The following is a 24,315-nucleotide window of genomic DNA, read 5'->3' on the forward strand; positions in this document are numbered from 1 at the left end:
GATTGTGATTTTTATATCAAAAATTATGTTATCCATACAAAAAATTCATTAAAAAATCGAATTTGTTAGTAAATAGTCAATTGTTAAAAAAGTGAAAATTTAATTTTTTTATAAGCTTTTTTTGGCAATATTCGATGTTCCGTAGCAAGGCCAAAAGTTGTTTCGCTGGGGGTTGGAAATCAATATTTTACTTTTATTTATATGGAAAAAACTTGTACGAACGTTTGGAATAGCTGCCTTCAGATCATCAAAGACAACATACCGGCCCAGAGTTTTAAAACCTGGTTTGAGCCGATAAAAGCTTTGAGAATGGAAGGGAGCGTATTAACCATACAAGTACCAAGTTTATTCTTTTACGAGTGGCTTGAAGAGCACTATGTTGGGTTACTGCGCAAGACAATCAAAAAACAATTGGGCGACGAAGGACGTTTAGAGTATAATATAGTTGTTGAGCAATCATCAAGTAAACCATACACAACTAACATGCCTTCAAACGGAAATGGCGCTGATTCAAAACATCAGAGTATGCCGATACCTATTTCAATTAACAAGGATATTAAAAACCCCTTTGTTATACCCGGGCTCAAAAAGTTGAACGTAGATCCTCAGCTTAACCGTAACTACACCTTCGAAAACTTTGTTGAAGGTGACTGCAATCGTTTGGCCCGCTCTGCAGGTTATGCCGTTGCCGCTAAACCCGGAGGTACTTCATTTAACCCTTTAATGATTTACGGCGGTGTAGGTTTGGGTAAAACCCACCTGGCGCAGGCTATCGGTAACGAAATCAAACGTACGCTGCCCGATAAACTGGTACTGTATGTTTCATGCGAAAAATTTACACAGCAATTTGTTGATGCCTTAAAGCACAACAACATTAACGACTTTGTGAATTTTTACCAAGCTATTGATGTGCTGATCATGGATGATGTACACAACTTTGCCGGTAAGGAAAAAACACAGGATTTCTTCTTCCATATTTTTAACCACCTGCACCAATCAGGCAAGCAGTTGATCATTACATCAGATAAAGCGCCTAAAGATTTGGCTGGTTTGGAAGAACGCCTGCTTTCGAGGTTTAAATGGGGCTTATCTGCCGATTTGCAGATCCCTGACCTGGAAACCCGTATGGCTATCCTGAAAAACAAAATTTACCAGGATGGTATCGATCTGTCAAACGATGTGATCGAATACGTTGCCCATAATATCGACAATAATGTACGTGAGCTGGAAGGCGCCATGGTGTCATTACTGGCACAATCAACCCTTAACCGTAAGGAGATTGACCTGAACCTGGCTAAACAAATGTTGAAAAACTTTGTGAAGAACTCCTCTAAAGAAATTTCGATGGAGTATATCCAGAGCCTGGTGTGCGAGTATTTTGAGGTACCTATCGAAATGGTAAAATCGCAAACCCGCAAACGTGAGATAGTTCAGGCCCGTCAAATTTCTATGTACCTGGCTAAAGCCCATACCAAAAGCTCATTGAAATCAATCGGTCATTTCTTTGGCGGTCGCGACCACTCAACCGTGATCTATGCCTGCCAAACTGTGGAGGATTTGATTGATACCGATAAAAAGTTTAAAGGGTATGTTGCCGATATTCAAAAGAAACTAAAGATGTCGTAATACACACGACTTTTAACATACGAAGGCCTTGCATCTTATGCAGGGCTTTTTTGATGGAAGAAACTATGAAGTAACTCTAAAAATTCAGTGATGCACCGTTTATAAAAATAACGTACCCTCCATTACAATCACCGATGAACCACTTACCAAAACATTTTCGGGCGTTACCCTGATGTGAATGGTAGATGGATGATTTACCAGTACTCCCTGCAAAATTTTATAATCTTGGTTGATGTTTATATAATTGGCCTGCTGCAAAAATCCGGCGAGCGGACCGGCGGCTGTTCCTGTAGCCGGATCTTCGTCAATGCCATATGCCGGGTTAAAAAAGCGGGTTTCGGTTAGATAGCCACCCTCTGAAACATTGGTTGTAAATAAGTAAAACCCTTCAAAGCCATGGTTTTTTGAAATTTCCTTAAGCTTATCAGGGTTGGGTATAGCCTGATTAAGAAGCGCCCTGTTTTTTACAGGAACCATGGTATGGGCTACTTCTGTTTTCATGATAGTAGGCTTCCAGTTATTTAATTCCAGGTCGCTTGTTTCTAAACCAAGCGCCGCTGCCACAATTTCCGGGTTAACAGTACCAAGGTTCTTCGCGGCCTGCTGTTTTACTGCTACCAGTATCAGGCCGTTTTCTTCATTGATCACAACGGGCAATTTTTCATCCTTCATGGTTACCCAATACTCAGCACCCTGGCCGTTAAAAATATCCCATTCTTTAAGCAAAGCCAGGGATACAGCGCCCAGCAAATTATGACCGCCGCCGCCAACCTCATAATTGCCCGGAGTAAATGAACGCACCTTAAACAACTTTTCAGCATCAGAGTACCACACAAAGGATGTTTCGGAATAACCAAATTCGCGGGCAATGTTGTAGTATTGAGATAATTCCAGCTCGTCATCGCACCACACTACCGATAGTGGGTTGCCTTTATATGGCTGGTTGGTGAATACATCAAGTATGTAGTAAGATAGTTTTTTCATTGGTGGTAAATGTTTTTGCTTGTTGCAATGTAATGAAGCACCTGATACTAAATGTCAGAAGAGTTTAAAATTGGATAAAGAGTTATTGTCGTTTTATACAATATGTTAGGCTTTTAATGGGTTTTAGTTACGATGAGTTTTGGCTTTCTTGTTTGTACCCTGTGAATGATTACACCCGGGTATTGAGATAATGATAAATACAGTATATTTAACTATGAAAAAAGTTATCCTCGCAGTATTTATTTTATTATCGTTCAAATCCTTTGCCCAGCAAACCGAACAGGATGCTATTAAGCAAACCATCAATATGATGTTTAACGCCATGCGCAAGGGGGATAGCACTATGCTTAGATCTACCTTTGCTAAAGGCATTGCTTTTCATAGCATCGCCAATAAAAAAGATGGCTCAACAGCTTTAGAAATTGAAAATCCGGATGATTTTGTCAAAATTATCGGTACCCCACATAAAGGCGTATATGATGAGCGTGTAACTTTTTCGGATATCAAGATCGACGGTCCACTGGCCAGCGTTTGGGCGCCCTATAAGTTTTATTTAGATGACAAATACAGCCATTGCGGGGTAGACGTTTTTCAGCTAATGAAAACCGCGGATGGCTGGAAGTTCATTTATATAGTTGATACCCGGCGTAAAGATAATTGCCCGGAATAGTTTAAAATGAAAGCGTTATTGAAAGTTGGTTAACAATCAACCGGCCTGTGGATGAATTAGGTTGTAATTGATAGTTGCCTTTAATCAACAAGTAATGTAATACATCTTTAGTATCAGCATCTACAATGATATATTCAGCTACAGAATTACGCTTGTAAAGTTCAAATTTTTTCTCTTTATCGTAATTCTTGTTTGAGGAAAGTATTTCAATTACCAGGTTCGGAGCGCCAAAAATACCCTGCCTGTGAATTGTGCCTGTATTTTCTTTTTTTATATAGATGATATCTGGTTGCACTACGCTTTGTTCTGCATCCAGGTATACATCGCAGGGAGCAATAAATACTTCACCTAATCCGGCATCGTTTGTTGATGACCTAAGCTGGTAAGCAAGATCAAATAAAATTCGTTGATGGTCTGTAGTAGGTAAAGGTGACATATAAAGTGTGTTGTCGATTACTTCACACAAAGTACCCTCTGGCAGCAGATTAAATACCTCCATCGCTGTTCTTGGTATATCTAAAATGTTTTTCATCTTATGCTAAGATACCTAAAAAGTAAAAATATCGCAATTCTACATCACTCCCAGCTTCATCATCCCATAAAACAAACCGGCGCAATGCATGGCTTGTTTTATCTACAGATATAATTCATACACACCCAAATTGTCGTCATTGATGAAATGAATTATTTCTTCATATTTTAATAACAGGTTAGCAATGGCTTGGGTGTTCGCGTTACCGGTGCGTAACCATATTATTTTAGGAAGGAAAGAATAAAGATTCTGCAATTCCCAAAAGTCTTCATCAAAGGTTAAAATTGAATAATCGTTTGCTTTAGCAAATTGCCAGATCTTGAAATCGCTTAAGCGTTCTTGTGCCGTGATTTCATTTACAGGTAAAATATCCCATGATGAGAGCAGCTTTTTTAAACGCCATGAGATATTTCATCGGCAACAATGCGGATGGTTTTAGAAGCAAGAATAGCCATCAGGCAACCTTTATTATTCTCTCTTTATTGGCCGCATAAGCCAAACAAGCTAAAATATGATCTTCATTTAGCTGAGGGAAATCGTCTGTAATTTCTTTGTAAGTTAAACCGGAAGCAAGCCATTGCAGTATGTCGTATACGGTAATGCGTGTACCTTTAATTACAGGTTTACTAAACCTGACTTCCGGATTAACTTCAATGAATTCTTTGTAATTTACTTGTGGCATATTCAAATTTACCTAAATATATTTCAGATAAAAAATATAGATTATCTGGCGCATTTATAGCACACCCAACTTCATCATCCCATAAAACAAACCAGCGCAATGCATAGCTTGTTTTATTTCGTTATTGAGCAGTAGTTGTTTTACTTCTTCAATGGTGTATTCTTCAACAATCAGTTCCTCCAGTTCATCGAGGTGTTGGCCTTGCACCTTTTTGCCGCCTTTGGTAAAGTAGGTAAACGTTTTATTGTTTGCTGTTGATGGGTTGCCATATACCGTGCAGATCAGTTCAAATTCATCAAACTGGTAGCCTGTTTCTTCCAGTAGCTCGCGGCGTATAGCATGTATAGGCTCTTCGCCTGCGTCAATCACACCGCCCGGAATTTCGAGCGAGATAACACCTGCCGCATGACGGTATTGTTTCACCATCAATACTTTATTGTCTTCGGTTATGGCTACCGCGTTGACCCAGTTTGAATATTCAAGTACATAATAATCTTCAACTATTTTGCCATTTGGCATTTCGCATTTATCAATGCGGAGCGTAGCCCAGGGGCCTTTATGGATGTATGATGATGAAAGTAGTTTCCAGGTGAGATCTTTACTCATTAATGTTTATAGATTTGAACCTTGATTTTTAGGATTGAAGGATTACCATGATGATAAACCTACTCTGGTATATGAGGCTCGTTAATAATTTTATATTTAAATGTTGATTTTTTTGAGTTGAAAGGGAGTTGTGGTGGTCATATCCTGTTATCCTTAAATCAGGCTAATCATGGGCCGGTTACCAGCTGCCGCTTGAACCACCGCCGCCGCCGCTTCCGCCGCCAAAACCGCCGAAGCCGCCACCTCCTCCGCCGCCTGAAAAGCCTCCCCAATCGCCGCTGCTTCGTCCTCCTCCGCCAAGCATATTGCCGGCCAGGAACCACCAGAATGGGCTTGCACCTCCACGACGGCCAATGATCTGCCTACCTCCGCCGCCCCCGCGATTACGGAACACCAGGATCAGAATAATTACGACTATAACAATGACTATAAAACCAGCCGGGCCGCCATTGCTTTGCTTTTGTTTTTTAGCGGCCTTATACTCACCTTTCATGGCTTTGATAATACTGTTGGTACCAGCGTCAAGGCCGCCATAATAATCGCCTTGTTTAAAGTGTGGTTTAAGGTCGTTTTGGATAATGTCCTGCGTAACGATGTCGGGCAAGGCGCCTTCGGCGCCGTAGCCGGTTTGAATACTCATTTTACGGTCGCCAATAGCTACCAGTACCAGTACGCCATTGTTTTTGTCTTTTTGGCCCACGCCCCATTTTCGTAACAATTGAACGCCATAGTCATTAATATCATAACTCCCTGTCGATTTCAGGATCACCACTGCAATTTGTGTTGAAGTAGAATCATTAAAAGCTACAAGCTTATGTTCCAACTGCTGTTGATCAGATGGGCTAAGGGTATTGGTATAATCTGTAACGAGGGTATTGGAGCGCTGGGGAAAATCCTGTGCCGTCGCGACAATAACACAAAGTATAAATCCGAAAAATAGTATAAACTTTTTGAACATGGTTTTTTAATTTTTAATCACCATCCATAAAGGCGATATCATCGGGAAGTTCGTTTTGATCGCCATCATGACGGGGAAAGTATTTTTGCAGCTGTTCGCCGGCAATTTTCAAACCAGTAACAATACCTTCCACAATATCGCCATATTTAAAATGCTGCAGCATGTCATCGCGGGTGGTATCCCAAAAATTGGGAGGCACCACCTGGTTAATGCCGGCATCACCTATAATGGCAAATTTACGATCGACAGTGGCAACATATACCAGTACCCCATGCCTCAGCTTGGTTTTATGCATGTTAAGCTGCAGGAAATATTTCGCGGCGCGGTCAAGAACTTCTTCACTGCATCTTTTTTCAATACAAACCCTAATCTCACCCGATGAGTGGCTTTCGGCCTCCTCAATAGCCTTACGGATGCGCTGCTGTTCATCTTCGTTAAATACAGCCATATATTTTGATTTATGATTTCACCGATTCGTTATGATTTCACCGATTGTTTTCGCTGTTACCGAGGGAAATCGGTGAAATCACAAAACAAACCAATCGGTGTAATCCCATCAAATTAATTAAACTCTACTTTCGGGGCTTTGTCGGCGCCTGGTTCGGCAGTGAAATAGCCTTTTGCAGAAAAACCGAACATTTTGGCAGTTATATTGGCCGGGAATGAACGGATCTTGCTGTTGTATTCCTGAACGGCATCATTAAAATCTTTGCGCGATACATTGATCCGGTTTTCGGTACCTTCCAGTTGAATCTGGAGGTCGTGGAAGTTGGAGTTCGATTTCAGGTCTGGATAATTTTCGGTAATTGAAAGCAATTTGCCCAAGGCAGCACTCAGTTCGCCCTGTGAAGCCTGGAACGCCTTTATTGATTCGGGAGTAAGCTTGTTGGGGTCAACTTGCACCGATGTTGCCTTTGAACGTGCCTCAACCACAGCTGTTAGCGTGCTTTTTTCAAAATTGGCAGCGCCTTTTACTGTATTAACTAAATTGGGAATCAGATCGCTGCGGCGTTGATAGTCGCTTTGTACGGCACCCCATTTGGCTTTAACAGTTTCATCCAATTTAACCATGCTGTTATAACTGCATGAACTTAAGGACATAGCTGCTGCTATAATTAATATAACTGAAAATAACTTTTTCATTTGTTTTTCGTGTATTTATGTGATGTTTTGGGTTAGAGTACAAATTACGTACCGTTGTTACAAAGGGCGTGAGTTGCTGACAAGGTGTCAAGGTACAGCTTTTCGGTAACTTATGGAAGGATGTGAGACGTGAGATATGAGAAATTTCGGCAATATGAGCCCTATTAAAAAGCAGAAAGCCCCATAAGGAGCTGCAGCTTTATAAATGATCAGTATGTTTCTTTTAACGGAAGAGGCTGTTTATCCTGCCAGGCAGTGTTCTTCGCGCATGATTAGTTTGGCCACCATGTCTTTTAAAAGTGTACGGGCGCGGTGCAATGTGGTGCGGGATAATAATTCGCTCATCCCCAGTGACGTGCCGATTTCCTGGTGTGAGTAGCCTTCAATGGCGTACATGTTAAAAACAGAGCGGTATGTTTTTGGTAATTTTTGTACCAGTTTCATCAGGTCTTTAGCTTCAAGTCCATTATCATTAAATGAGCTGCTGATAGGTATAGCGGCGGCTTCCTCTGCTGCAAAATCATCAACCAAAACCATTGGCTTTAACTTGCGATAACGTGATATGGCACAATGTACCATGATGCGGCGGATCCATCCTTCCAGGCTGCCTTCACCGCGGTAGTTTTTCATATTGCGGAACATTTTTATAAAACCTTCCTGTAATATATCCTGTGCTTCGTCTTTATCGGTTGCATAACGCATGCAAACTGCCAGCATGCGGGGGGCTAATAACCTGTATAGTTGTTCCTGGCTCTTTCTGTCGTTACTCAGGCAGCCATTCCATGTTGTTTGTAAGCGTTCGTCGGCGGTAGTCATTTTTTTATTATTTAAATACATGAGGTGCATGCCAATCTAAGTGCCATTTTGTAAGTTGCTGATTTTTAGATTGTTATTTTTTATAGAGTTTTAAAACTGTTCGATAGCGTACGGTCATTGTGCAAACCCGAACGGTTTTGAGGGTATTGAACACCATTGGAATGGGAGTAATAATTGAAATTTAGCCGATAATATTTATACAAAATGGGGGTTAACACTTTTTTTGACATACAAACTTCCAATTGTTTGATTATTAGTTATGTATGTAAATGTTAACCCTGAATTCTGTTAACCCTGTTAACCCCCCCCTTGTTAGTAGAGTCAACCCAACCCAAAACTATATATCGCTTGGAAGCTGAATAAGAAAAGAGAGGCGAGGCATGATTTATGATATGGCTTCAGGGTGAAAATGGGTACTATAAGAATTACTAATCAAAAGCTCCCCTTTAGGGGGCCGGGGGCGGTTTTTTCTTAACTTTGCATCATCCGGGATAAAAACCCGGCATCAGTCATGACAAAAGAAACAGAGATAGTTTGCCCGCCCGGACAACATGAAGATGAGGCCGTTTTGAAGCAGTTGGCTGCATCAGCCCTGAAAATTCCACTGAAAAATATTACAGCATTAAAAATCTTAAAGCGCTCAATTGATGCGCGTGGCCGCCGTGTGATTTACCGCATGCAAGTGAGGGTTTTTATAGAGGAGGCCTACCAGCCAGAAATTTTTACTGTTAATTACCCCAATGTGCAATTTGGCCGACCAGTAATCATCGTTGGTGCAGGCCCGGCCGGGTTATTTGCTGCCCTGCAATGCATCGAACTTGGATTAAAACCAATTGTTATTGAGCGGGGCAAGGATGTAAAACAGCGCCGCCGCGATTTGGCTAATATCAACAAACAAGGCCTTGTTAACCCCGAATCAAATTATTGTTTTGGTGAAGGCGGGGCAGGTACCTATTCAGACGGTAAGCTGTATACCCGCTCAACCAAACGCGGAGACGTGAACCAGGTGCTTAAAATGTTTGTGGCCCATGGAGCAGCCGAAGACATCTTGATTGACGCCCGTCCGCACATCGGCACCAATAAACTGCCGCAGATTATTACAGCTATGCGCGAAACCGTATTGAACGCAGGCGGCGAGATCATGTTTGATACTAAAGTAAGCCAACTGTTGGTTGACTTTGGGAAGATCAAAGGTGTAAAGACATCAGCAGGTGAAAAGATCATGTCTGATGCTGTGATCCTTGCCACAGGTCACTCGGCACGTGATGTGTTTGAAATGCTGCACAGCCAGAATATCCTGATCGAGGCTAAGCCATTTGCTTTGGGAGTAAGGATAGAACATCCGCAGGAAATAATTGACCGCGCTCAATACCATTGTGAACACAGAGGGCCGGATCTGCCGCCATCATATTACAGTTTGGTTGAGCAGGTTGATGACCGCGGTGTGTTTTCTTTTTGTATGTGTCCCGGTGGAATTATAGCCCCTTGTTCAACTGAAGCAGGCGAGATCGTAGTTAACGGCTGGAGTCCCTCGAAACGGAATAATCCTTTTGCTAATTCGGGTACTGTGGTGCAAATTAATTTAGAGGATGTTGCCGGCGATGATAACGATCCTTTTAAAATGCTCAACTTTCAAAAGCAGGTGGAGCAGGCTGCATTTGTAGCAGGTGGCGGCAACCTTGTGGCACCAGGCCAGCGCATGGTTGATTTTGTGCAGGGCCGTTTATCTGCCGATTTGCCGGTTAACTCCTATTTGCCCGGTACCAAAAGCGTAGAATTAACTGAAGTTTTACCTGGTTGGATCAATGAACGTTTGCGTAAAGCACTACCGGTATTCGGAAAAAAAATGAAAGGCTATTATACCAACGAAGCCATTTTGGTAGGTGTTGAATCGCGTACATCATCGCCTGTTAAAATTCCGCGCGATAGGGAAACTTTACAGCATCCGCAGGTTGCCGGTTTATTTCCCTGCGGAGAAGGGGCTGGTTACGCGGGTGGTATAATTTCTGCTGCTATTGATGGGATTAATTGTGCAACTGCTGCTTTAAAAATATTATCATGACAACTTCTCAAAAATTATTTAACCAGCTCGAAAGCGTTTTATCCGGTGAGCCATGGTATGGCCCCTCGGTTTATTCCATCGTTGACGGTATCAGCTTTGAAGCGGCTTATGAAAAGCCTGCCGGTTCAATCCATAACATAGCAGGTATTATACTGCATATGGTAGGCTGGACAGAAGAAGTAATGGACCGCATGAACGGCATGGAAGCCCAGCTGCCGGTGCGCGGTGACTGGCCCGAGCCCGGCCTGCCCGACGAACAAAAGTGGAAATGGATTGTTGAAGATTTAAAACTGGTTAACGTAAATCTGGCGGGCTTTATCCAAAATTTTCCGGAGGAAAAATGGCGTGAACCTGTTATGGGAAAGCAGGACAGGGAGTTAGGGACAGGTGAAACTTATGAGCAACAGGTGAACGGTTTGATCCAACATCATATTTATCATTCCGCGCAAATTGCTCTATTAAACAGGATGATTAATGGCTGATAAGAAAACATTAATATTAGGGGCAACACCCGATACCAGCAGGTACGCCAACTTAGCTGCTACCCGCCTGGTTGAACGCGGACATACCATTGTTAACGTTGGCATAAAAACAGGCGAGGTTGCCGGTGTCCCTATCGAAAAACCTGAAACCATACATCATGATATCGATACCATAACGCTGTATGTTGGGCCGCAAAACCAACCTCCTCTATATGATTACATATTGAATACGAATCCCAAACGCATTATATTTAACCCCGGAACAGAAAATACCGAACTGAGGCGCAAGGCCAATGAAAAAGGCATTGAAACTGCGTATGCCTGTACCCTGGTGATGCTATCGATAGGGGAGTATTAAGTTTTTAAGTCTTAAGTCGAAAGTTCAAAGTCGGAGATTTATCAGATATAACCAAATTAATACTTGAAGTTATAGCTTAGGACTCAAGACTTGAAACTTCTGACTAAAACTCATTCCCCGCTGTTAAACGCCTGCATGTCTATCAATTTCCTGTATAAACCATTGTTTTGCAGTAACTCAAGGTGCGAACCGCGTTCAACAATGCAGCCATTTTCAAGAACAAGAATGATATCGGCATTTTGTATGGTGCTTAAACGATGTGCAATTATAAGCGATGTCCGGTTCTGCATCAGGTTATTCAAAGCTTCCTGAACAAGTTTTTCCGATTCGGTATCTAGTGCAGATGTTGCCTCATCCAATAGCATGATTGGCGGGTTGTTCAACACCGCACGGGCTATACAGATTCGTTGGCGCTGGCCTCCGGATAGTTTAGTGCCGCGGTCACCTGTGTTGGTTTGGTAACCTTTAGCTGTTTCCATAATAAAATTATGGGCGTTGGCTATGCGCGCGGCGGCTTCCACTTCTTGTTGTGTTACATTAGGTTTGCCGAAGGCGATATTGTTGAAAATGGTATCGTTAAATAAAATAGACTCCTGGTTGACTATTCCCATTAAAGCCCTTAATGATTCCATGGTAACGGTTTGGATATTTTTCCCATCGATAGAGATCGTCCCGGACTGGGGTTCGCTAAACCGGGGCAGCAAATCCATTAAAGTTGATTTCCCCCCGCCCGATGGCCCAACGAGGGCCACAGTTTTTCCTTTCGGTATTTCGAAGTTAATGTCTTTTAGTACATACTTTTCGGTTTCCAACAGTGGTTTACTGCTGTCTGCAGCTTGTTTAACATCAGGTTTAACAGTATAGGCAAATGATACGTTTTCAAATTTAACCTTGTCCTCAAATCCGGTAAGTTCTGTTGCATTTGGTGCGTCAACAATTAGCGGTTTCTCATCTATCAGTGCCAATACGCGTTCGCCCGCTGCTATACCCGAATGAATATTGCTGAATGAATCTGATATGGCCTTGGCCGGGCGCATAACCTGCGAAAACAGGGCAATATAAACGATAAAGTCGGAGGCGGCCAGTGTGCCGGTGCCACTTATAATTAACGAGCCGCCGTATAGCACGATGCCGGCAACCATCAAAACTCCTAAAAACTCAGACACAGGCGAGGCCATTTGCTGTCTCTTGGCCATTGAACGGGTAATTCTGGAATATTCCCTGTTTTCGTGATCGAAACGGTTTTTTATAAACGGAACAGCATTAAATGCTTTGATGATCTTAATGCCCGATAAAGCTTCATCCAGATTGCTGATCATGTTACTGTAAGTTTGCTGCGATTCGGCGGCCTGTTCTTTAAGGCGTTTCACTATCCTCGATATGATAAATGCTGAAATCGGGATTATCAGCATGGAGAATAGAGTTAATTTAACGGATATTACAAACAGCATTACCAGGTAGGCTATCAATTGAAAAGGTTCTTTGAAAGCAACCTGTAAAGTACCGGTGACCGAAAATTGCACCACCTGTACGTCTGCCGAAATTTTTGATAGGATATCGCCTTTGCGCTCGTTACTAAAGTATCCCAAATGCAGGTTCATTACGTTATTAAATACGGTGCGGCGCAGGTTAAGTAGTGTGTAAATACGCAGGTTTTCCATTATTCGCTGCGATAAATACCTGAATACGTTGCTTAACAACACTGATGATACAATTGCTGTACAAACAAACTTTAAAGCACCAAGCGGTCCATAATGCTGATTGGCTGTATGGGCAAGAAATTCAAAATCCTTAATCGGGTCCCACCAGTTTTGAGGCTTAACTATTACGGCAGTTGCGGCATGCTTGTCAAAAATTGTGGTAAGCAGCGGTGCAAGCAGCGCTATATTGAGCGTGTTAAATATTACCGACAGCAAAGTACATATAAAGTAAGGAAACGCGAATTTTCCTATTGGACGGGCAAATGACAGAAGCCTGAAATAAATCTTCATTAAATAATTTTAAAAATGCAAAGCTAATATATACTTTAATAAAAAAACCGGACAGCTAACCGATAGCAGGAAATTGCTTTTAAAAGAAGGCGAAGCGAATACAGCCCGTATTTATAGCTTTAAGCGATTTCCCTGTAACGATAGTTAGTTCTTGCATTAAAGGATATATGTTTTAGTTGTAATTATTCTTTTACCCTTCGGGCATACTTCAGTACAAATAATAGCCTGGATATTCCTTTCCTTTTTTTGAGGTAAGGAAACAGATTTAAATATTGGCTATAAAGTAAATGTATAAGTTTAAGATTATAATAAGGATAGTTTACCTGGTGATATGCTTTTTTAAGATTAAGAATGAATTTTTTATCACTATTGTTTAATCCCTTATATGTCAAATAGTTTGACTGCATGGTGCTGTTAAGGGCAAAGTATAACTTTTTTTGTTTTTCCGCATCTGCTGCTAAGCTCTGTTGAATCACCGATTTCTCATGAATGCGGTATTGCGTTAATATTTTATCAACATATCTCAACTTATGATTATAACTTGCTACAAAACCCATCCACCAATCATAATAGCCATTTTCGGGGAAAGGAAAAATATGCTCCAAAAACTCCCTTGCCATTAAAGTTGTGTGCCCGGTAACAAAATTACCTAAAAGAAATGCCATGTAGTTTCTTTGCAGATACTTAAAATTTAATAGCAACGGTTTATCCGTTACTGTACCATCATCTTCTATATAGACGGAATTTGAAAAAACAAGCCAGTTGTCACCAATGTTATTCAACAGCTCATAGATTTTAGTATCCATCCAGATATCGTCCTGATCGCTGATAGCTATATAATCGCCGGTGGTTAAATTAAGCGCATTCTCAAAATTTTTATTAAAGCCTAAGTTAGTTTTATTCCGGAAACACCTAATCCTCTTATCGTTTTCAGCATAGCCCAAAGCAATGTTATAAGAGTTGTCCGTTGAGCAGTCATCAACAATAACAATTTCGAGGTTTTTATAAGTCTGGTTAACAATACTATCCAATTGTTCAGCAAGATGCTTTTCACCATTGTAAGTACAGAGTGCAATAGATATTAATTTTTGCTCCATTTAAGTTAAGGAATTTTCAGCCACGTTGCAGATGCGTTTTTATTTCTTCGGCTGTTTTAATTATCCTCCTGAACACACGCGTATTAAACAGAATGTTCCTGATCTTCGAACCTGAAACGTAAAACTTCGCGATTGTTGTATTTACATAACGTCCTTTCATAAAGGCGACGTATTTTTTTTTTGTAGTTATTAAAGCTTTGTCAAATGTGCCGTCGGCAATATTGCCCATGCTTTTATGAATAAGTAAAAAATCAATTACGTATGCGTTGTAACCCAAAACCGCGGCTACCGTGCAAATGTCAAGGCCATACAAGTGGTACCCGCCGATATTGCCGGATAAAGAGAGATTTGCGCCGCTCTTTACTAACATAAAGTTTTCATCAATACTGCAAACCTGTTGAGGTAAATTACCTTTTAGGTCAATAAACCCATTTGGGTAAGCTATTTTTATAGCCAATCGGTCATATAACCTTGCCGCGGCGCCCGCATTTCCCAATATCGCCCAGTTTGAGTCCAGAACATCCATTTCGGCAATGCGATTATCAAGGTTTTGGATATTGCTTTCATTTTCAATAAGCAAAATATCCTGATGACAAATGATGATATATTCGCCCTTGGCCCTTTGTAAAAAAGAGTTGATGCCCTGGTAAGCATCCATTTGATTGGTCTCGGTATTGTCAATTATCAGGTACTCACAAATATCTTCGGAAAAACCGCTTTTGATAAAAGTATCAAGCATTTCCATATATTCCTGTTTACGTGTTATCAGTGTGCAAACGGAATACCTGTATTGATAAAAAGGTTTTTCAACTTGCTTTATAAACCCTGGGAGCATGATTATTTCGTTTGTGCGTTTAAAATTTGATCGAGTGCGGTCTTTATTTGTTTTTTAATTATTGTATACGGGATATAACGTTGCCTTTGGACAGCATGTTGTTTAAAAGCGAGCTTATAAACTTTCATGGCATTTAACCTTTGCAAATAAAGGCGGTATGCCTGTAAATAATAAGCTTTGCCAGCAAGCCATTTCAGCGGTAATGATAATATGGTTATTATTTGCCAAATATAAAGGCGCATATCATCCAAATGAAAATAATGAAGCAGCAGTTTATTGCGGGTACTGATAGTTTTGATGTTTTTTTTTGAATTATGTGATTTTATAGTTGCCGAAACGGCATGGAAACAAACAGCTTTGGGCTCATAATAACATTTCCAGCCATTTTCCCAGGCTCTTAATGACAGGTCGATATCTTCATGATAAAATGGTGAAAAAATCTCGTTAAAACCGTTAAGCTCGTTAAGCTTATCGCGGCTTACCAGTGCATTGGCCCCGCTTAGATAGTATGAGTAAGCCTCAGCGGCGAAATCAATGGATATATTTTTAAAATGGTTGACCTTAAAAAAGGAGAATAAAGGATATTTACATGATTCGGCAACATTGCCTGAGCCTTCATCAATGATCTTACCCATTACGCCAAAAGTATCGGGATGGTCAAAGTATTTTATTTGTTGTTCAAAATAATTTTCGCCAGGTTTTATATCGCTATTAAGCAACAATACCAATTCGAGCTTTGCCGCGGCTATACCTCTGTTAATGTTAACAGAAAAACCGGCGTTTGTATGGTTGCAGATCAGGACAATATCGGGATAGTTTGCCCTGATGAATTCAACACTGTTGTCTGTTGATGCATCGTCGCTAACAATAATCTCATGATTAAGCCCGCTGCTTTTCAGTGCTGCATATACCGAAGGCAGATTTTCTGCTAATAATCTGGCCCCGTTATAATTGGGTATTACTACGGATATACCTTTCTTAATATGGGTATTATACATTGCTGAATTTATTATCATACCATGTAGCAATTTTTTCGGCAACGATATCTGGTGTTATGACATCCAGGTTATCGGTATGGCTTTCCAAATAACCGGCTTTTTTTCCGAGCGGTCCCCATCTGCCCGGATGGATAGGCCGTAAAGAAGGGAACAGCCCCAGCGTATTAATACCTGCCGCCGCGGCCAGATGCAGCGGTCCTGTACCCGAAGCAAGTAATCCGTCTGCATTAAATATGAAACCAATGAGCTCACTCAGCGACATTTTGCCGGTCATATCCAATACATGGACGGGCAGGGTTTTTATCCAGTTTTTAAGGACATCCATTTCTTTGTCTGAGCCTGTTATAATAATGTTAAATTGCCCGCCGGATAAACGGTTTATCAGTTCCGCAAAATTATCCAGCCCCCACTCCATACCGCTGCCATGTGATTTTGGATGAATGATCAGGTTAAATTTATCGTTTGCAAGTACAGCTTCCAAAGCTGGCGTAAGCTCAACATTATTTTGGAAATTATTATGTGCTATAATTTCAGGTAAAGAAGGTACATGCTCAAGGCCTAATGGTTTTAAGAGGACCAGGTTGAGCTGCGCCTCATGCAGATCTGATTTTTTACGGCTTAATTTTACCAGCTTGTTACAGGTGTGCCAATGAAATATCCTGTTGGTTGTTCCGATCCGGAGTTTAATACCTGCCTGTTTTGCTATTCTGGCAATATGTTTATTGGGCAATACATGAATAATTGCATCTATATTTTTGCTTTTTAAAAAAGCCATCTGCTCATCGGCCGATAGTTTTTTAAGCTCATCGTAATTGATAAATTCATCAACAGCCTGGCATGTTTTAATCACCGGCTGGGTATAGGTACGACCTAAAAAGGATATTGTTGCGCCTGGTAGCAATATTTTTAGATAAGCGGCCATGGGGAGTGTAAGCACAACATCTCCAATGGCATCAACTCTGCTAATTAATATATGAGGTGTTTTGATATGATTGATATCAGCCATTGTTTTAATTAATTACGTGCGGATTGATAAAATCTTACACATTAATTTGCAATGATAAGATTAAATCTGTTACAGGGTTAATGTAATTTTATATCATGGCATACTTAATGTGCATCTTATTATTTATGATGTTTTATAGATATCTTATTTATTTGATCAATAATTTATATTTTTCAATTATTAATCTTCTGCCTAAGTATTAGTTTCTTACATTAATATAATAAGAATATGATGTCTGTGAGTTCAGGCAAACGAATCAAATTTCATCCGGTGTAGTTTAAATATTGCTTATAGTTGTTTGTGATATAATAGGTAGATTTGAGCGTTATCCTCATTTGCTTTGAACTTGCATCAAAATATCGTTGGTCAATTAAATTTTCGTGTAATTGCGCGCGCGTTAACTATCGTTGAGAATGATCTTAATGGCAGCGGTGCATTGCTTAAAAGCCTTAAGCTTGATAAAAACTGCCCGGTTATTGGCATCACGGGTCCACCGGGTGCAGGTAAAAGCACCCTGGTAAACGGTATTATTGATATACTTTTAAGAGCTGAAAAAAAAGTAGCTGTACTGGCCATTGACCCCACATCGCCGTTTAATTTTGGCTCATTGCTTGGTGACAGGATCAGGATGGCATCCCATTTTAATCATCCCGATGTTTTTATCCGATCATTAGCCACACGGGGCTCTTTAGGCGGCTTGTCAGCAAAAACTATTGAGATGGCCGATGTGCTAAGGGCCTCCGGGTTCGATTATGTGCTGATTGAAACAGTAGGCGTAGGTCAGTCTGAAATTGAAATTACCGGCCTTGCCGATATTACGCTGGTTGTATTGGTGCCTGAGGCAGGCGACGAGATCCAGCATATTAAATCGGGCTTGATGGAAATTGCTGATGCTTTTATTATCAATAAAGCTGATCGGGAAGGGGCCGATGTTTTTTCCAATAACTTAAAAAAGATCATTGGACACAGCGTTGATGGGCCGCCGCCCATTTTTAAAACTATAGCGTCTCAAAACCAGGGGCTCGGGGATATAGCCGCCTTTATACAACACACCAATTTAAAGCAAAACAACAGGCGTAAATTGCTGCTGACCGAAAAAGTATACAAACTTATTCAACAAAAAATGATGACTGGAATCGATAAAAAAAAGCTTCAGCTTGATATAGCTAAAGCTTTGGAGGCCGGAAATTTTAACCTGTATAGTTTTGTGGATACTTATGTATAGTTATTTGATAGCTTAATGTAAAAAAAAATACAGATGGAGCTTTTTTGTTTATATAAATTTAAGGTGAGTTTTAACTGTTCATAATTTCTTCAATGTGTTCTGCTTCAACCGGGATGCTGCCCATTAAATCTATATTACCGGTGCTGGTAATGAGGATATTGTTTTCGAGGCGGATACCCAACCCCTCTGCTGCAATGTAAATTCCTGGCTCGCAGGTTAGTATATTCCCTGCCTCAAAAGGTTTATATCGGCTTGCATAGTCATGAACATCCAGGCCCAGGTGATGCGAGGTGCCATGCATGAAGTATTTTTTATACAGTGGTGCGTTCTTATCCTGTTTTTCAACATCATGCCTGTCAAGCAAGCCCAGGCTGATAAGTTCTCCCGTCATGATTTTACCAACTTCCTCCTGGTAGTCATTCCATATGGTGCCTGCCACAATGAGTTTTGTAGCTTCCCGCATCACCTTTAAAACGGCATTATAAACCTGGCGCTGACGCTCAGTGAAACGGCCGCTAACTGGTATTGACCGGGTCATATCAGCATTATAGTTGCCATATTCGGCACCAAAATCAAGCAGTATTACATCACCCTTGTTACATACCTGGTTATTATCATTATAATGTAGCACAATAGCGTTGGCGCCCGAAGCAATAATGGGATTGTAAGCATGGCCCGTAGCACGCTGCCTGATGAATTCATGAATAATCTCAGCTTCAATTTCATACTCGGTTACACCGGGTTTGATATATTTTAAAATACGTACAAAAGCATCACGTGTAATATCACAGGCTTTTTGTGTGAGCTCTATTTCGATATCTGACTTTATTACCCTGAGATCGCGTAAAATTGGCGCCGAACGGGTGTAATTATGAAGCGGGTACTTTAATTTAAGAGCTTCATACATGCGGTAATCGCGATATGGAACAGTATGGGCGTACCTGTCATTTTCATTAGTGTTGATGTAAATATTTTCGCTATAGTTAATAATGCTATGGAGTATGGTATCATATTCATTCAGCCAAAAAATACTTTCAATGCCCGATGCTTCGCGTGCTTCCTCTTTAGTGTATTTGTGGCCCTCCCAAATGGCTATATGTTCGTTGGTTTGTCTTAAAAAAAGTACTTCTCTGTATGCTTTATTAGGACAATCGGGGTACAAAACCAGGATGCTTTGTTCCTGATCAATGCCCGTTAGGTAAAAAAAATCCGGGTTTTGTTTAAACATAAATGCCTGATCACCACTGCGCGGGAACTCGTCATTGGCATGAAAAATAGCGATTGAATTGGGTTTTGTTCTTGAAACGAAATTTTTTCTATTATTTGTAAATAAGCTATTTTTTATCGGCAGATATTTCATATTTATCGGTTGAATATTTTATTAAATCATTTTTTTTTAGTTATTTGTGTAACTATTACAATTTTTGGAACAATGTTTGGTCATGGATTCAAACATAATTACTAAATTTGAAAAAAATCACAATTAAAATCGTTTAATCTTAAAAACTATGAATTATTCTACATTAAAGAAAACAGTCGCATTGTCATTTGCTTCTTTGATGGTTGCAGGTTTGGCGAACGCGCAAACCGATTCAACCAAAACAACGGCAACTACAACGTCATCTGAAACCTCAACCGCTAAGGTATTTGGTGGTTTAGGCCAGTACAGGAAATTTAGCATTGGTGTAAATGGTGGTGTTACCTCACAATCATTAGCAACCGGTGGTTCAAGCGATTTCCAAAAGAAAAAACTTAGCCTTGGTTATGGTATTTCATTGAAAGAGCAATTAGCACATTCTTTTGCTTTACAATTAGACCTGAACGGCGGTAAAATTAAAGGCGAAAATGATGGTACCGGCGGTACTTATCGTGATAGTTATGTTAGCTATGATACCAAATTTTGGCAGGGAAGCTTAAGTGCGGTTGTTAACGTTGCTACTATCGATTTCATTCGTCGTAAAAATGCTGTTAACTTCTACTTTAAAGGTGGTTTTGGTTTAGCGATGTACGATCCAACTATTACAAGGATTAACAATGGAACCCAAGTAACCGGTCATTTCAAAAACAACGGTACTGATGGTACCCATTACGTAAAGGAATTGGTTATCCCTGTAGGTGCAGGTGTGAAATTCCGTTTAAGCGATGCCGTTGCTTTAGATTTAGGTTATACTCAAAATTATGTTGACGGTGATAACCTTGATGGTTTCAATAGGAAGTATCCTACTAAAGACCACTACTCATACGGTTACGCTGGTTTAGAATTCACTTTAGGTTCAAAATCAAAGCCAGTATTGGAGTGGGTTAACCCGGTTGCTATGATGTATGACGAACTGTATGATGCAGCTTTGCGTCAGGAAGTTGAAGCTTTAAAAGGCCGTGTTGCTAACGTTGAAACTGCTGTTAACGACCTGAAAAAAGACTCTGACGGTGACGGTGTTGCTGATCAGTTTGACAAATGCCCAGGTACTGCTGCAGGTAGCGTAGTTGATGGTTCTGGTTGCGTTATCGTATTCCCTAAAGCTGATTCAACTGCTGCTCCGGCTGCTACTGCTTACTCAAACATCCAGTTTGAATTTGACAGCTCAGTATTACGTACTTCATCTTACCCAGTGTTAGATGCAACTTCAGCTGATTTGCGTTCATCTGGTTCAGCTGTTGAAGTTGACGGTTTCGCTTCATCTGAAGGTACTGCTGCTCACAACTTATCTTTATCAAAAGACCGTGCTAACTCAGTAAAAACTTACTTAGTTAACTCTGGTGTTGATGCTAAGAAAGTGAAAGTAAAAGGTTACGGTGAAACTAACCCAATTGCTGACAACTCAACTGAAGAAGGCCGCGTACTTAACCGTCGTGTTCAATTCAAAAAGAAATAATATTTGATTAAATATTGTTTGCGAAGGCTCCGGATAACCCGGAGCCTTCTTTATTTTATAAGGTTTTGTATTTGATAGCCATACCTTATATAATAGCTATAGGTTTACAGAGGCAAAATTTTATGTAAGTTTGTGTAATGTATTTCTTCAGAAAAAAAGACCCTAACAGACCTGATAATTTTAATTTGAGGGTAATGCATTTTATCAATGCATTGGCTATAATTATGTTCCTGGCCGGGATTATCTGGAAACTGGTACAGGTATTTATACTTAAAAAATGAAAACAATCATCAATACCAACAATGCACCTGCCCCTATAGGGCCATATAGCCAGGCTACTTTAGCCGGCGGTTTTTTATTTGTTTCGGGCCAGATTCCTATCGATCCGCTAAGCGGCGAACTTATCGGCAGTGACATCAAAGCTGAGGCTGCGCAGGTAATGGAAAATATCAAAGCTATTTTAACCGAAGCCGGTTTAGGTTTCGATAACATAGTAAAAACCAGTATCTTCTTAACCGATCTGCAAAATTTCGTACAGGTTAACGAAGTTTACGGAACCTATTTTACTGCCGATTTTCCGGCCCGAGAAACTATCCAGGTTTCAGCTTTGCCTAAGGGAGTAAATGTTGAGATCTCGGTTATCGCGGTTAAATAATATTTTGATTTCGGAATTCGGATTTTCGATTTCAGGATTTATTGGATTCTTTTAGCATCCTGTAAATTCCTAAATTCTGATTCGGACTAAACGCGTTAGGGATAGAAGCGGGTACAAGCCTGCGGCCTAAGGCCTGCAAGCGTATGAGCGGATAGCCCGGCCGCAGGCAACGCCCCGGTGTTGATTTCGGAATTGGTACTTTCGATTTCGGATTTTGAATAATCGGGGTCTGGATCAAATTGATTGAAGGGTTCATTGGTTTCTCTTTGCATTCTGTAAATTCTTCAATTTAGCTTTGTCAAGTATTATCATTTTTAAAAACAGCACAATCTATAATTCTCCAACTACCACAGACAGAGACTTAAATTGCTATAATCAATGAACCCTTTTCAAACCCCACTTGTATATTTAAAAGGTGTAGGCCAGTCGAGGGCCGAGGTTTTGAAAAAGGAACTTGAACTGCACACCTTTGAAGATCTGTTGCGCCATTTCCCGTTCAGGTATATTGACCGTACCCGCTTTTACAAGGTACGGGAGATTCGCGAAGAACTGCCTTATGTACAGGTGCTTGCCCGGATTATCAACAAAGAAATTGTTGGCGAAAAGCAAAGCCGCCGCCTGGTGGTAAAAGCCAAAGATGATACTGGTATTATTGAGCTGGTATGGTTTAAGGGCATTAACTGGATAGAGAAAACCATTATCCCCGGTAAAGTTTATACCCTGTTTGGTAAGCCAGGCTTTTTTAACATGATGCCACAGATGGCGCATCCCGAAATGGAGTTATATATGCCGGGTGCCCAAAAACAGGGCAACCTATCCTTACAACCTGTTTACAACTCAACAGAAAAGCTCAAACAGTTTTCGCTGGATAGCAAAGGGATTCAAAAACTTACCGCTGTATTGCTTGATCTGCATGCTAAGGACATCCGCGAAAACCTGCCTTTATACATTATAAACCAGTTTAAACTCCTGAACCGGGCCGATGCTTACCGCAACATTCATTTCCCGGCTGATGCTACACTTCTTAATGAAGCATTACACCGTTTGAAGTTTGAAGAGTTGTTTCTGCTTCAGCTTAAATTACTTAAAAATAAACTGCTTCATACGCAAAAGTTTAAAGGGAATGTATTTGATAAAGTTGGTGATTATTTTAATGAGTTTTATCATCACAAGCTGCCTTTTACCTTAACCGATCCGCAGAAGCGGGTGCTGAAGGAGATAAGACAGGATACCCAACGGGGCATACAAATGAATCGTCTGCTTCAAGGTGATGTGGGCAGCGGTAAAACCGTAGTAGCGCTGATGAGCATGTTAATAGCTATTGATAATGGTTTCCAAACCTGTATTATGGCTCCTACCGAGATCCTGGCCAACCAGCATTATCAAACCATTAAAAGCCTCGTGGGCGATGATTTCATTGAAGTAGCCTTATTAACCGGTTCAACCAGGCAAAAGGACCGTAAGGTATTGCATCAGAAGCTTGAAGAAGGTATACTTAAAATACTGGTTGGCACACACGCCCTTATTGAAGACAAAGTACAGTTTAAAAATCTTGGCTTTGTGGTAATTGATGAACAACACCGCTTTGGTGTGGAGCAGCGGGCCAAACTTTGGCGAAAAAACGCTGTTCCGCCGCATATATTGGTGATGACGGCTACACCTATCCCCCGTACACTGGCCATGACACTATATGGCGACCTTGATGTGTCAGTTATTGACCAGTTGCCGGCCGGGCGTAAGCCTATCCAAACGGTTCATTTTTATGAAAATCAGCGCTTGCGGATGTTTGGTTTTATGAAACGGGAGATAGCATTGGACAGGCAGATCTATGTAGTATATCCGCTGATCCAGGAAAGTGAAAAGCTCGACCTTAAAAACCTGCAGGACGGTATCGAGGCCATGTCGCGCGAGTTTCCGCTGCCTGACTACCGGCTTAGTATTGTACACGGCAAAATGAAGCCTGCCGAGAAAGATTTTGAAATGCAGCGTTTTATTAAAGGCGAAACGCAGATCATGGTGGCCACTACCGTAATAGAAGTAGGGGTAAACGTACCAAATGCTTCGGTGATGATCATTGAAAATGCCGAGCGTTTTGGGCTATCGCAATTGCACCAGCTAAGAGGCCGGGTTGGGCGCGGGGCGGAACAATCCTATTGTATTTTGATGAGCAGTCACAAATTGAGCAACGACGGCAAGATCAGGCTGGACACCATGGTAAAAACCAACAATGGTTTTGAAATTTCGGAGATAGATCTGCAGTTGCGGGGGCCCGGCAATATTGAAGGCACCCAGCAAAGTGGCGTAGTTGATCTGAAACTGGCCAACCTGGCTACCGATCAGGAGTTACTTTTCAAGGTACGCAAATGTGTTGAAACCATTTTTGAAAAAGACCCGCAACTGGCGCATCCTGAAAACCAGATTTTGCATCATGCCTTTGAAGTAAAGAACGCAGGGTTGAGTTGGGATAAGATATCTTAAGGGATTAATCGTCATCATTTTGCTTTTTTGTTTGTATGACGAGTAAAAACAGATGTCATGGGTTGGCTCTCGAAGCATGGTGGGGGCCTCTGCGCGCGACCCTTCGGCAGGCTCAGGAGGGCCAGGCCAGCCCACCCCGTAGTTATTGGTTTTTTAGCGTTTTGTGGTTTGAATGCCTTCTTTTAATTATAGTTCCCGCCGCTCTTCGCTCTTTACTGCTCAAATAGTACATTTGTTA

26 protein-coding genes are annotated in these 24,315 nt (G+C 41.0%); 10 read left to right on the forward strand and 16 right to left on the reverse strand.

From position 1 onward, the window contains the following. Positions 1-201 precede the first annotated feature (201 nt). The gene (gene dnaA / locus MusilaSJ_RS20530) at positions 202-1,626 is read left to right on the forward strand and encodes a chromosomal replication initiator protein DnaA (RefSeq protein ID WP_090528828.1); all 1,425 of its coding nucleotides are present in this window, start codon (positions 202-204) and stop codon (positions 1,624-1,626) included. 99 nt (positions 1,627-1,725) lie between these two features. Here dnaA and MusilaSJ_RS20535 read toward each other — a convergent pair whose 3' ends face one another. Further along, positions 1,726-2,610: a PhzF family protein gene (locus MusilaSJ_RS20535; RefSeq protein ID WP_274986693.1), complete on the reverse strand. Its 885-nt coding sequence runs from the start codon at positions 2,608-2,610 to the stop codon at positions 1,726-1,728. 214 nt (positions 2,611-2,824) lie between these two features. On the opposite strand from MusilaSJ_RS20535, the gene MusilaSJ_RS20540 reads away from it, so the two are divergent. Further along, positions 2,825-3,280, forward strand: coding sequence for a nuclear transport factor 2 family protein (locus MusilaSJ_RS20540; RefSeq protein ID WP_274986694.1), 456 nt, complete (start codon positions 2,825-2,827; stop codon positions 3,278-3,280). A gap of 1 nt (position 3,281) precedes the next feature. Here the strand turns inward: MusilaSJ_RS20540 and MusilaSJ_RS20545 are convergent, their stop codons facing one another. From MusilaSJ_RS20545 to MusilaSJ_RS20575, 8 genes are all read right to left on the reverse strand, one after another. Continuing rightward, positions 3,282-3,812, reverse strand: coding sequence for a Uma2 family endonuclease (locus MusilaSJ_RS20545; RefSeq protein ID WP_274986695.1), 531 nt, complete (start codon positions 3,810-3,812; stop codon positions 3,282-3,284). Positions 3,813-3,914: 102 nt separating this feature from the next. Continuing rightward, the gene (locus MusilaSJ_RS28115) at positions 3,915-4,220 is read right to left on the reverse strand and encodes a DUF5615 family PIN-like protein (RefSeq protein ID WP_446725148.1); all 306 of its coding nucleotides are present in this window, start codon (positions 4,218-4,220) and stop codon (positions 3,915-3,917) included. Positions 4,221-4,266: 46 nt separating this feature from the next. Further along, the gene (locus tag MusilaSJ_RS20550; RefSeq protein ID WP_274986696.1) at positions 4,267-4,494 is read right to left on the reverse strand and encodes a DUF433 domain-containing protein; all 228 of its coding nucleotides are present in this window, start codon (positions 4,492-4,494) and stop codon (positions 4,267-4,269) included. Between the two features lie 54 nt (positions 4,495-4,548). After that, the gene (locus MusilaSJ_RS20555; RefSeq protein ID WP_274986697.1) at positions 4,549-5,100 is read right to left on the reverse strand and encodes an NUDIX hydrolase; all 552 of its coding nucleotides are present in this window, start codon (positions 5,098-5,100) and stop codon (positions 4,549-4,551) included. A 178-nt stretch (positions 5,101-5,278) separates the two neighbouring features. After that, the gene (locus MusilaSJ_RS20560) at positions 5,279-6,058 is read right to left on the reverse strand and encodes a TPM domain-containing protein (protein WP_274986698.1); all 780 of its coding nucleotides are present in this window, start codon (positions 6,056-6,058) and stop codon (positions 5,279-5,281) included. 13 nt (positions 6,059-6,071) lie between these two features. After that, entirely contained in the window at positions 6,072-6,506 is a 435-nt protein-coding gene (locus MusilaSJ_RS20565; protein WP_274986699.1) for a TPM domain-containing protein, read from the reverse strand. A 113-nt stretch (positions 6,507-6,619) separates the two neighbouring features. Beyond that, positions 6,620-7,201, reverse strand: coding sequence for a LemA family protein (locus MusilaSJ_RS20570; protein WP_274986700.1), 582 nt, complete (start codon positions 7,199-7,201; stop codon positions 6,620-6,622). A gap of 240 nt (positions 7,202-7,441) precedes the next feature. Next, positions 7,442-8,017 (reverse strand): RNA polymerase sigma factor, encoded by a 576-nt coding sequence (locus tag MusilaSJ_RS20575; RefSeq protein ID WP_274986701.1) that lies wholly within the window; start codon positions 8,015-8,017, stop codon positions 7,442-7,444. Between the two features lie 511 nt (positions 8,018-8,528). Between MusilaSJ_RS20575 and MusilaSJ_RS20580 the strand changes: the two genes are divergently transcribed. Genes MusilaSJ_RS20580 through MusilaSJ_RS20590 form a run of 3 tightly spaced genes read left to right on the forward strand, consistent with a single transcriptional unit; the run spans position 8,529 to position 10,919 of the window. Then, positions 8,529-10,079 (forward strand): NAD(P)/FAD-dependent oxidoreductase, encoded by a 1,551-nt coding sequence (locus MusilaSJ_RS20580; RefSeq protein WP_274986702.1) that lies wholly within the window; start codon positions 8,529-8,531, stop codon positions 10,077-10,079. After that, the gene (locus tag MusilaSJ_RS20585) at positions 10,076-10,561 is read left to right on the forward strand and encodes a DinB family protein (RefSeq protein WP_274986703.1); all 486 of its coding nucleotides are present in this window, start codon (positions 10,076-10,078) and stop codon (positions 10,559-10,561) included. The genes MusilaSJ_RS20580 and MusilaSJ_RS20585 overlap by 4 nt, the downstream gene beginning before the upstream one ends. Continuing rightward, positions 10,554-10,919 (forward strand): CoA-binding protein, encoded by a 366-nt coding sequence (locus MusilaSJ_RS20590; protein WP_274986704.1) that lies wholly within the window; start codon positions 10,554-10,556, stop codon positions 10,917-10,919. The genes MusilaSJ_RS20585 and MusilaSJ_RS20590 overlap by 8 nt, the downstream gene beginning before the upstream one ends. Positions 10,920-11,029: 110 nt before the next feature. On the opposite strand, the gene MusilaSJ_RS20595 is transcribed toward MusilaSJ_RS20590, so the two are convergent. The 5 genes from MusilaSJ_RS20595 to MusilaSJ_RS20615 form a co-directional block, all read right to left on the reverse strand. Further along, positions 11,030-12,910, reverse strand: coding sequence for an ABC transporter ATP-binding protein (locus MusilaSJ_RS20595; protein ID WP_274986705.1), 1,881 nt, complete (start codon positions 12,908-12,910; stop codon positions 11,030-11,032). Between the two features lie 182 nt (positions 12,911-13,092). Next, the gene (locus MusilaSJ_RS20600; RefSeq protein ID WP_274986706.1) at positions 13,093-14,007 is read right to left on the reverse strand and encodes a glycosyltransferase; all 915 of its coding nucleotides are present in this window, start codon (positions 14,005-14,007) and stop codon (positions 13,093-13,095) included. A gap of 16 nt (positions 14,008-14,023) precedes the next feature. Then, on the reverse strand, positions 14,024-14,842 hold the full coding sequence (locus tag MusilaSJ_RS20605) for a hypothetical protein (RefSeq protein ID WP_274986707.1): 819 nt from the start codon (positions 14,840-14,842) through the stop codon (positions 14,024-14,026). 2 nt (positions 14,843-14,844) lie between these two features. Beyond that, the gene (locus tag MusilaSJ_RS20610) at positions 14,845-15,840 is read right to left on the reverse strand and encodes a glycosyltransferase family 2 protein (protein WP_274986708.1); all 996 of its coding nucleotides are present in this window, start codon (positions 15,838-15,840) and stop codon (positions 14,845-14,847) included. Then, positions 15,833-16,846, reverse strand: coding sequence for a glycosyltransferase family 9 protein (locus MusilaSJ_RS20615; protein WP_274986709.1), 1,014 nt, complete (start codon positions 16,844-16,846; stop codon positions 15,833-15,835). The genes MusilaSJ_RS20610 and MusilaSJ_RS20615 overlap by 8 nt, the downstream gene beginning before the upstream one ends. A 340-nt stretch (positions 16,847-17,186) precedes the next feature. On the opposite strand from MusilaSJ_RS20615, the gene meaB reads away from it, so the two are divergent. After that, positions 17,187-18,071: a methylmalonyl Co-A mutase-associated GTPase MeaB gene (gene meaB / locus MusilaSJ_RS20620; RefSeq protein WP_274986710.1), complete on the forward strand. Its 885-nt coding sequence runs from the start codon at positions 17,187-17,189 to the stop codon at positions 18,069-18,071. A 70-nt stretch (positions 18,072-18,141) separates the two neighbouring features. On the opposite strand, the gene MusilaSJ_RS20625 is transcribed toward meaB, so the two are convergent. After that, complete coding sequence (locus MusilaSJ_RS20625; protein WP_274986711.1) at positions 18,142-19,431, reverse strand: aminopeptidase P N-terminal domain-containing protein; 1,290 nt, start codon at positions 19,429-19,431, stop codon at positions 18,142-18,144. Positions 19,432-19,579: 148 nt separating this feature from the next. On the opposite strand from MusilaSJ_RS20625, the gene MusilaSJ_RS20630 reads away from it, so the two are divergent. The 3 genes from MusilaSJ_RS20630 to MusilaSJ_RS20635 all read left to right on the forward strand — a co-directional run bounded on the left by MusilaSJ_RS20630 (position 19,580) and on the right by MusilaSJ_RS20635 (position 21,599). Next, positions 19,580-20,944 (forward strand): OmpA family protein, encoded by a 1,365-nt coding sequence (locus MusilaSJ_RS20630; protein WP_274986712.1) that lies wholly within the window; start codon positions 19,580-19,582, stop codon positions 20,942-20,944. 137 nt (positions 20,945-21,081) lie between these two features. After that, complete coding sequence (locus tag MusilaSJ_RS28020) at positions 21,082-21,225, forward strand: DUF6728 family protein (RefSeq protein ID WP_162997005.1); 144 nt, start codon at positions 21,082-21,084, stop codon at positions 21,223-21,225. After that, positions 21,222-21,599 (forward strand): RidA family protein, encoded by a 378-nt coding sequence (locus MusilaSJ_RS20635; protein WP_274986713.1) that lies wholly within the window; start codon positions 21,222-21,224, stop codon positions 21,597-21,599. Before MusilaSJ_RS28020 ends, MusilaSJ_RS20635 begins: the two co-directional genes overlap by 4 nt. Before the next feature lie 95 nt (positions 21,600-21,694). On the opposite strand, the gene MusilaSJ_RS20640 is transcribed toward MusilaSJ_RS20635, so the two are convergent. After that, on the reverse strand, positions 21,695-21,871 hold the full coding sequence (locus tag MusilaSJ_RS20640) for a hypothetical protein (RefSeq protein WP_274986714.1): 177 nt from the start codon (positions 21,869-21,871) through the stop codon (positions 21,695-21,697). A gap of 106 nt (positions 21,872-21,977) precedes the next feature. Between MusilaSJ_RS20640 and recG the strand changes: the two genes are divergently transcribed. Further along, positions 21,978-24,077: an ATP-dependent DNA helicase RecG gene (gene recG, locus MusilaSJ_RS20645; RefSeq protein ID WP_274986715.1), complete on the forward strand. Its 2,100-nt coding sequence runs from the start codon at positions 21,978-21,980 to the stop codon at positions 24,075-24,077. Positions 24,078-24,315 lie beyond the last annotated feature (238 nt).

This window comes from Mucilaginibacter sp. SJ (assembly GCF_028993635.1).
Classification (GTDB): domain Bacteria; phylum Bacteroidota; class Bacteroidia; order Sphingobacteriales; family Sphingobacteriaceae; genus Mucilaginibacter.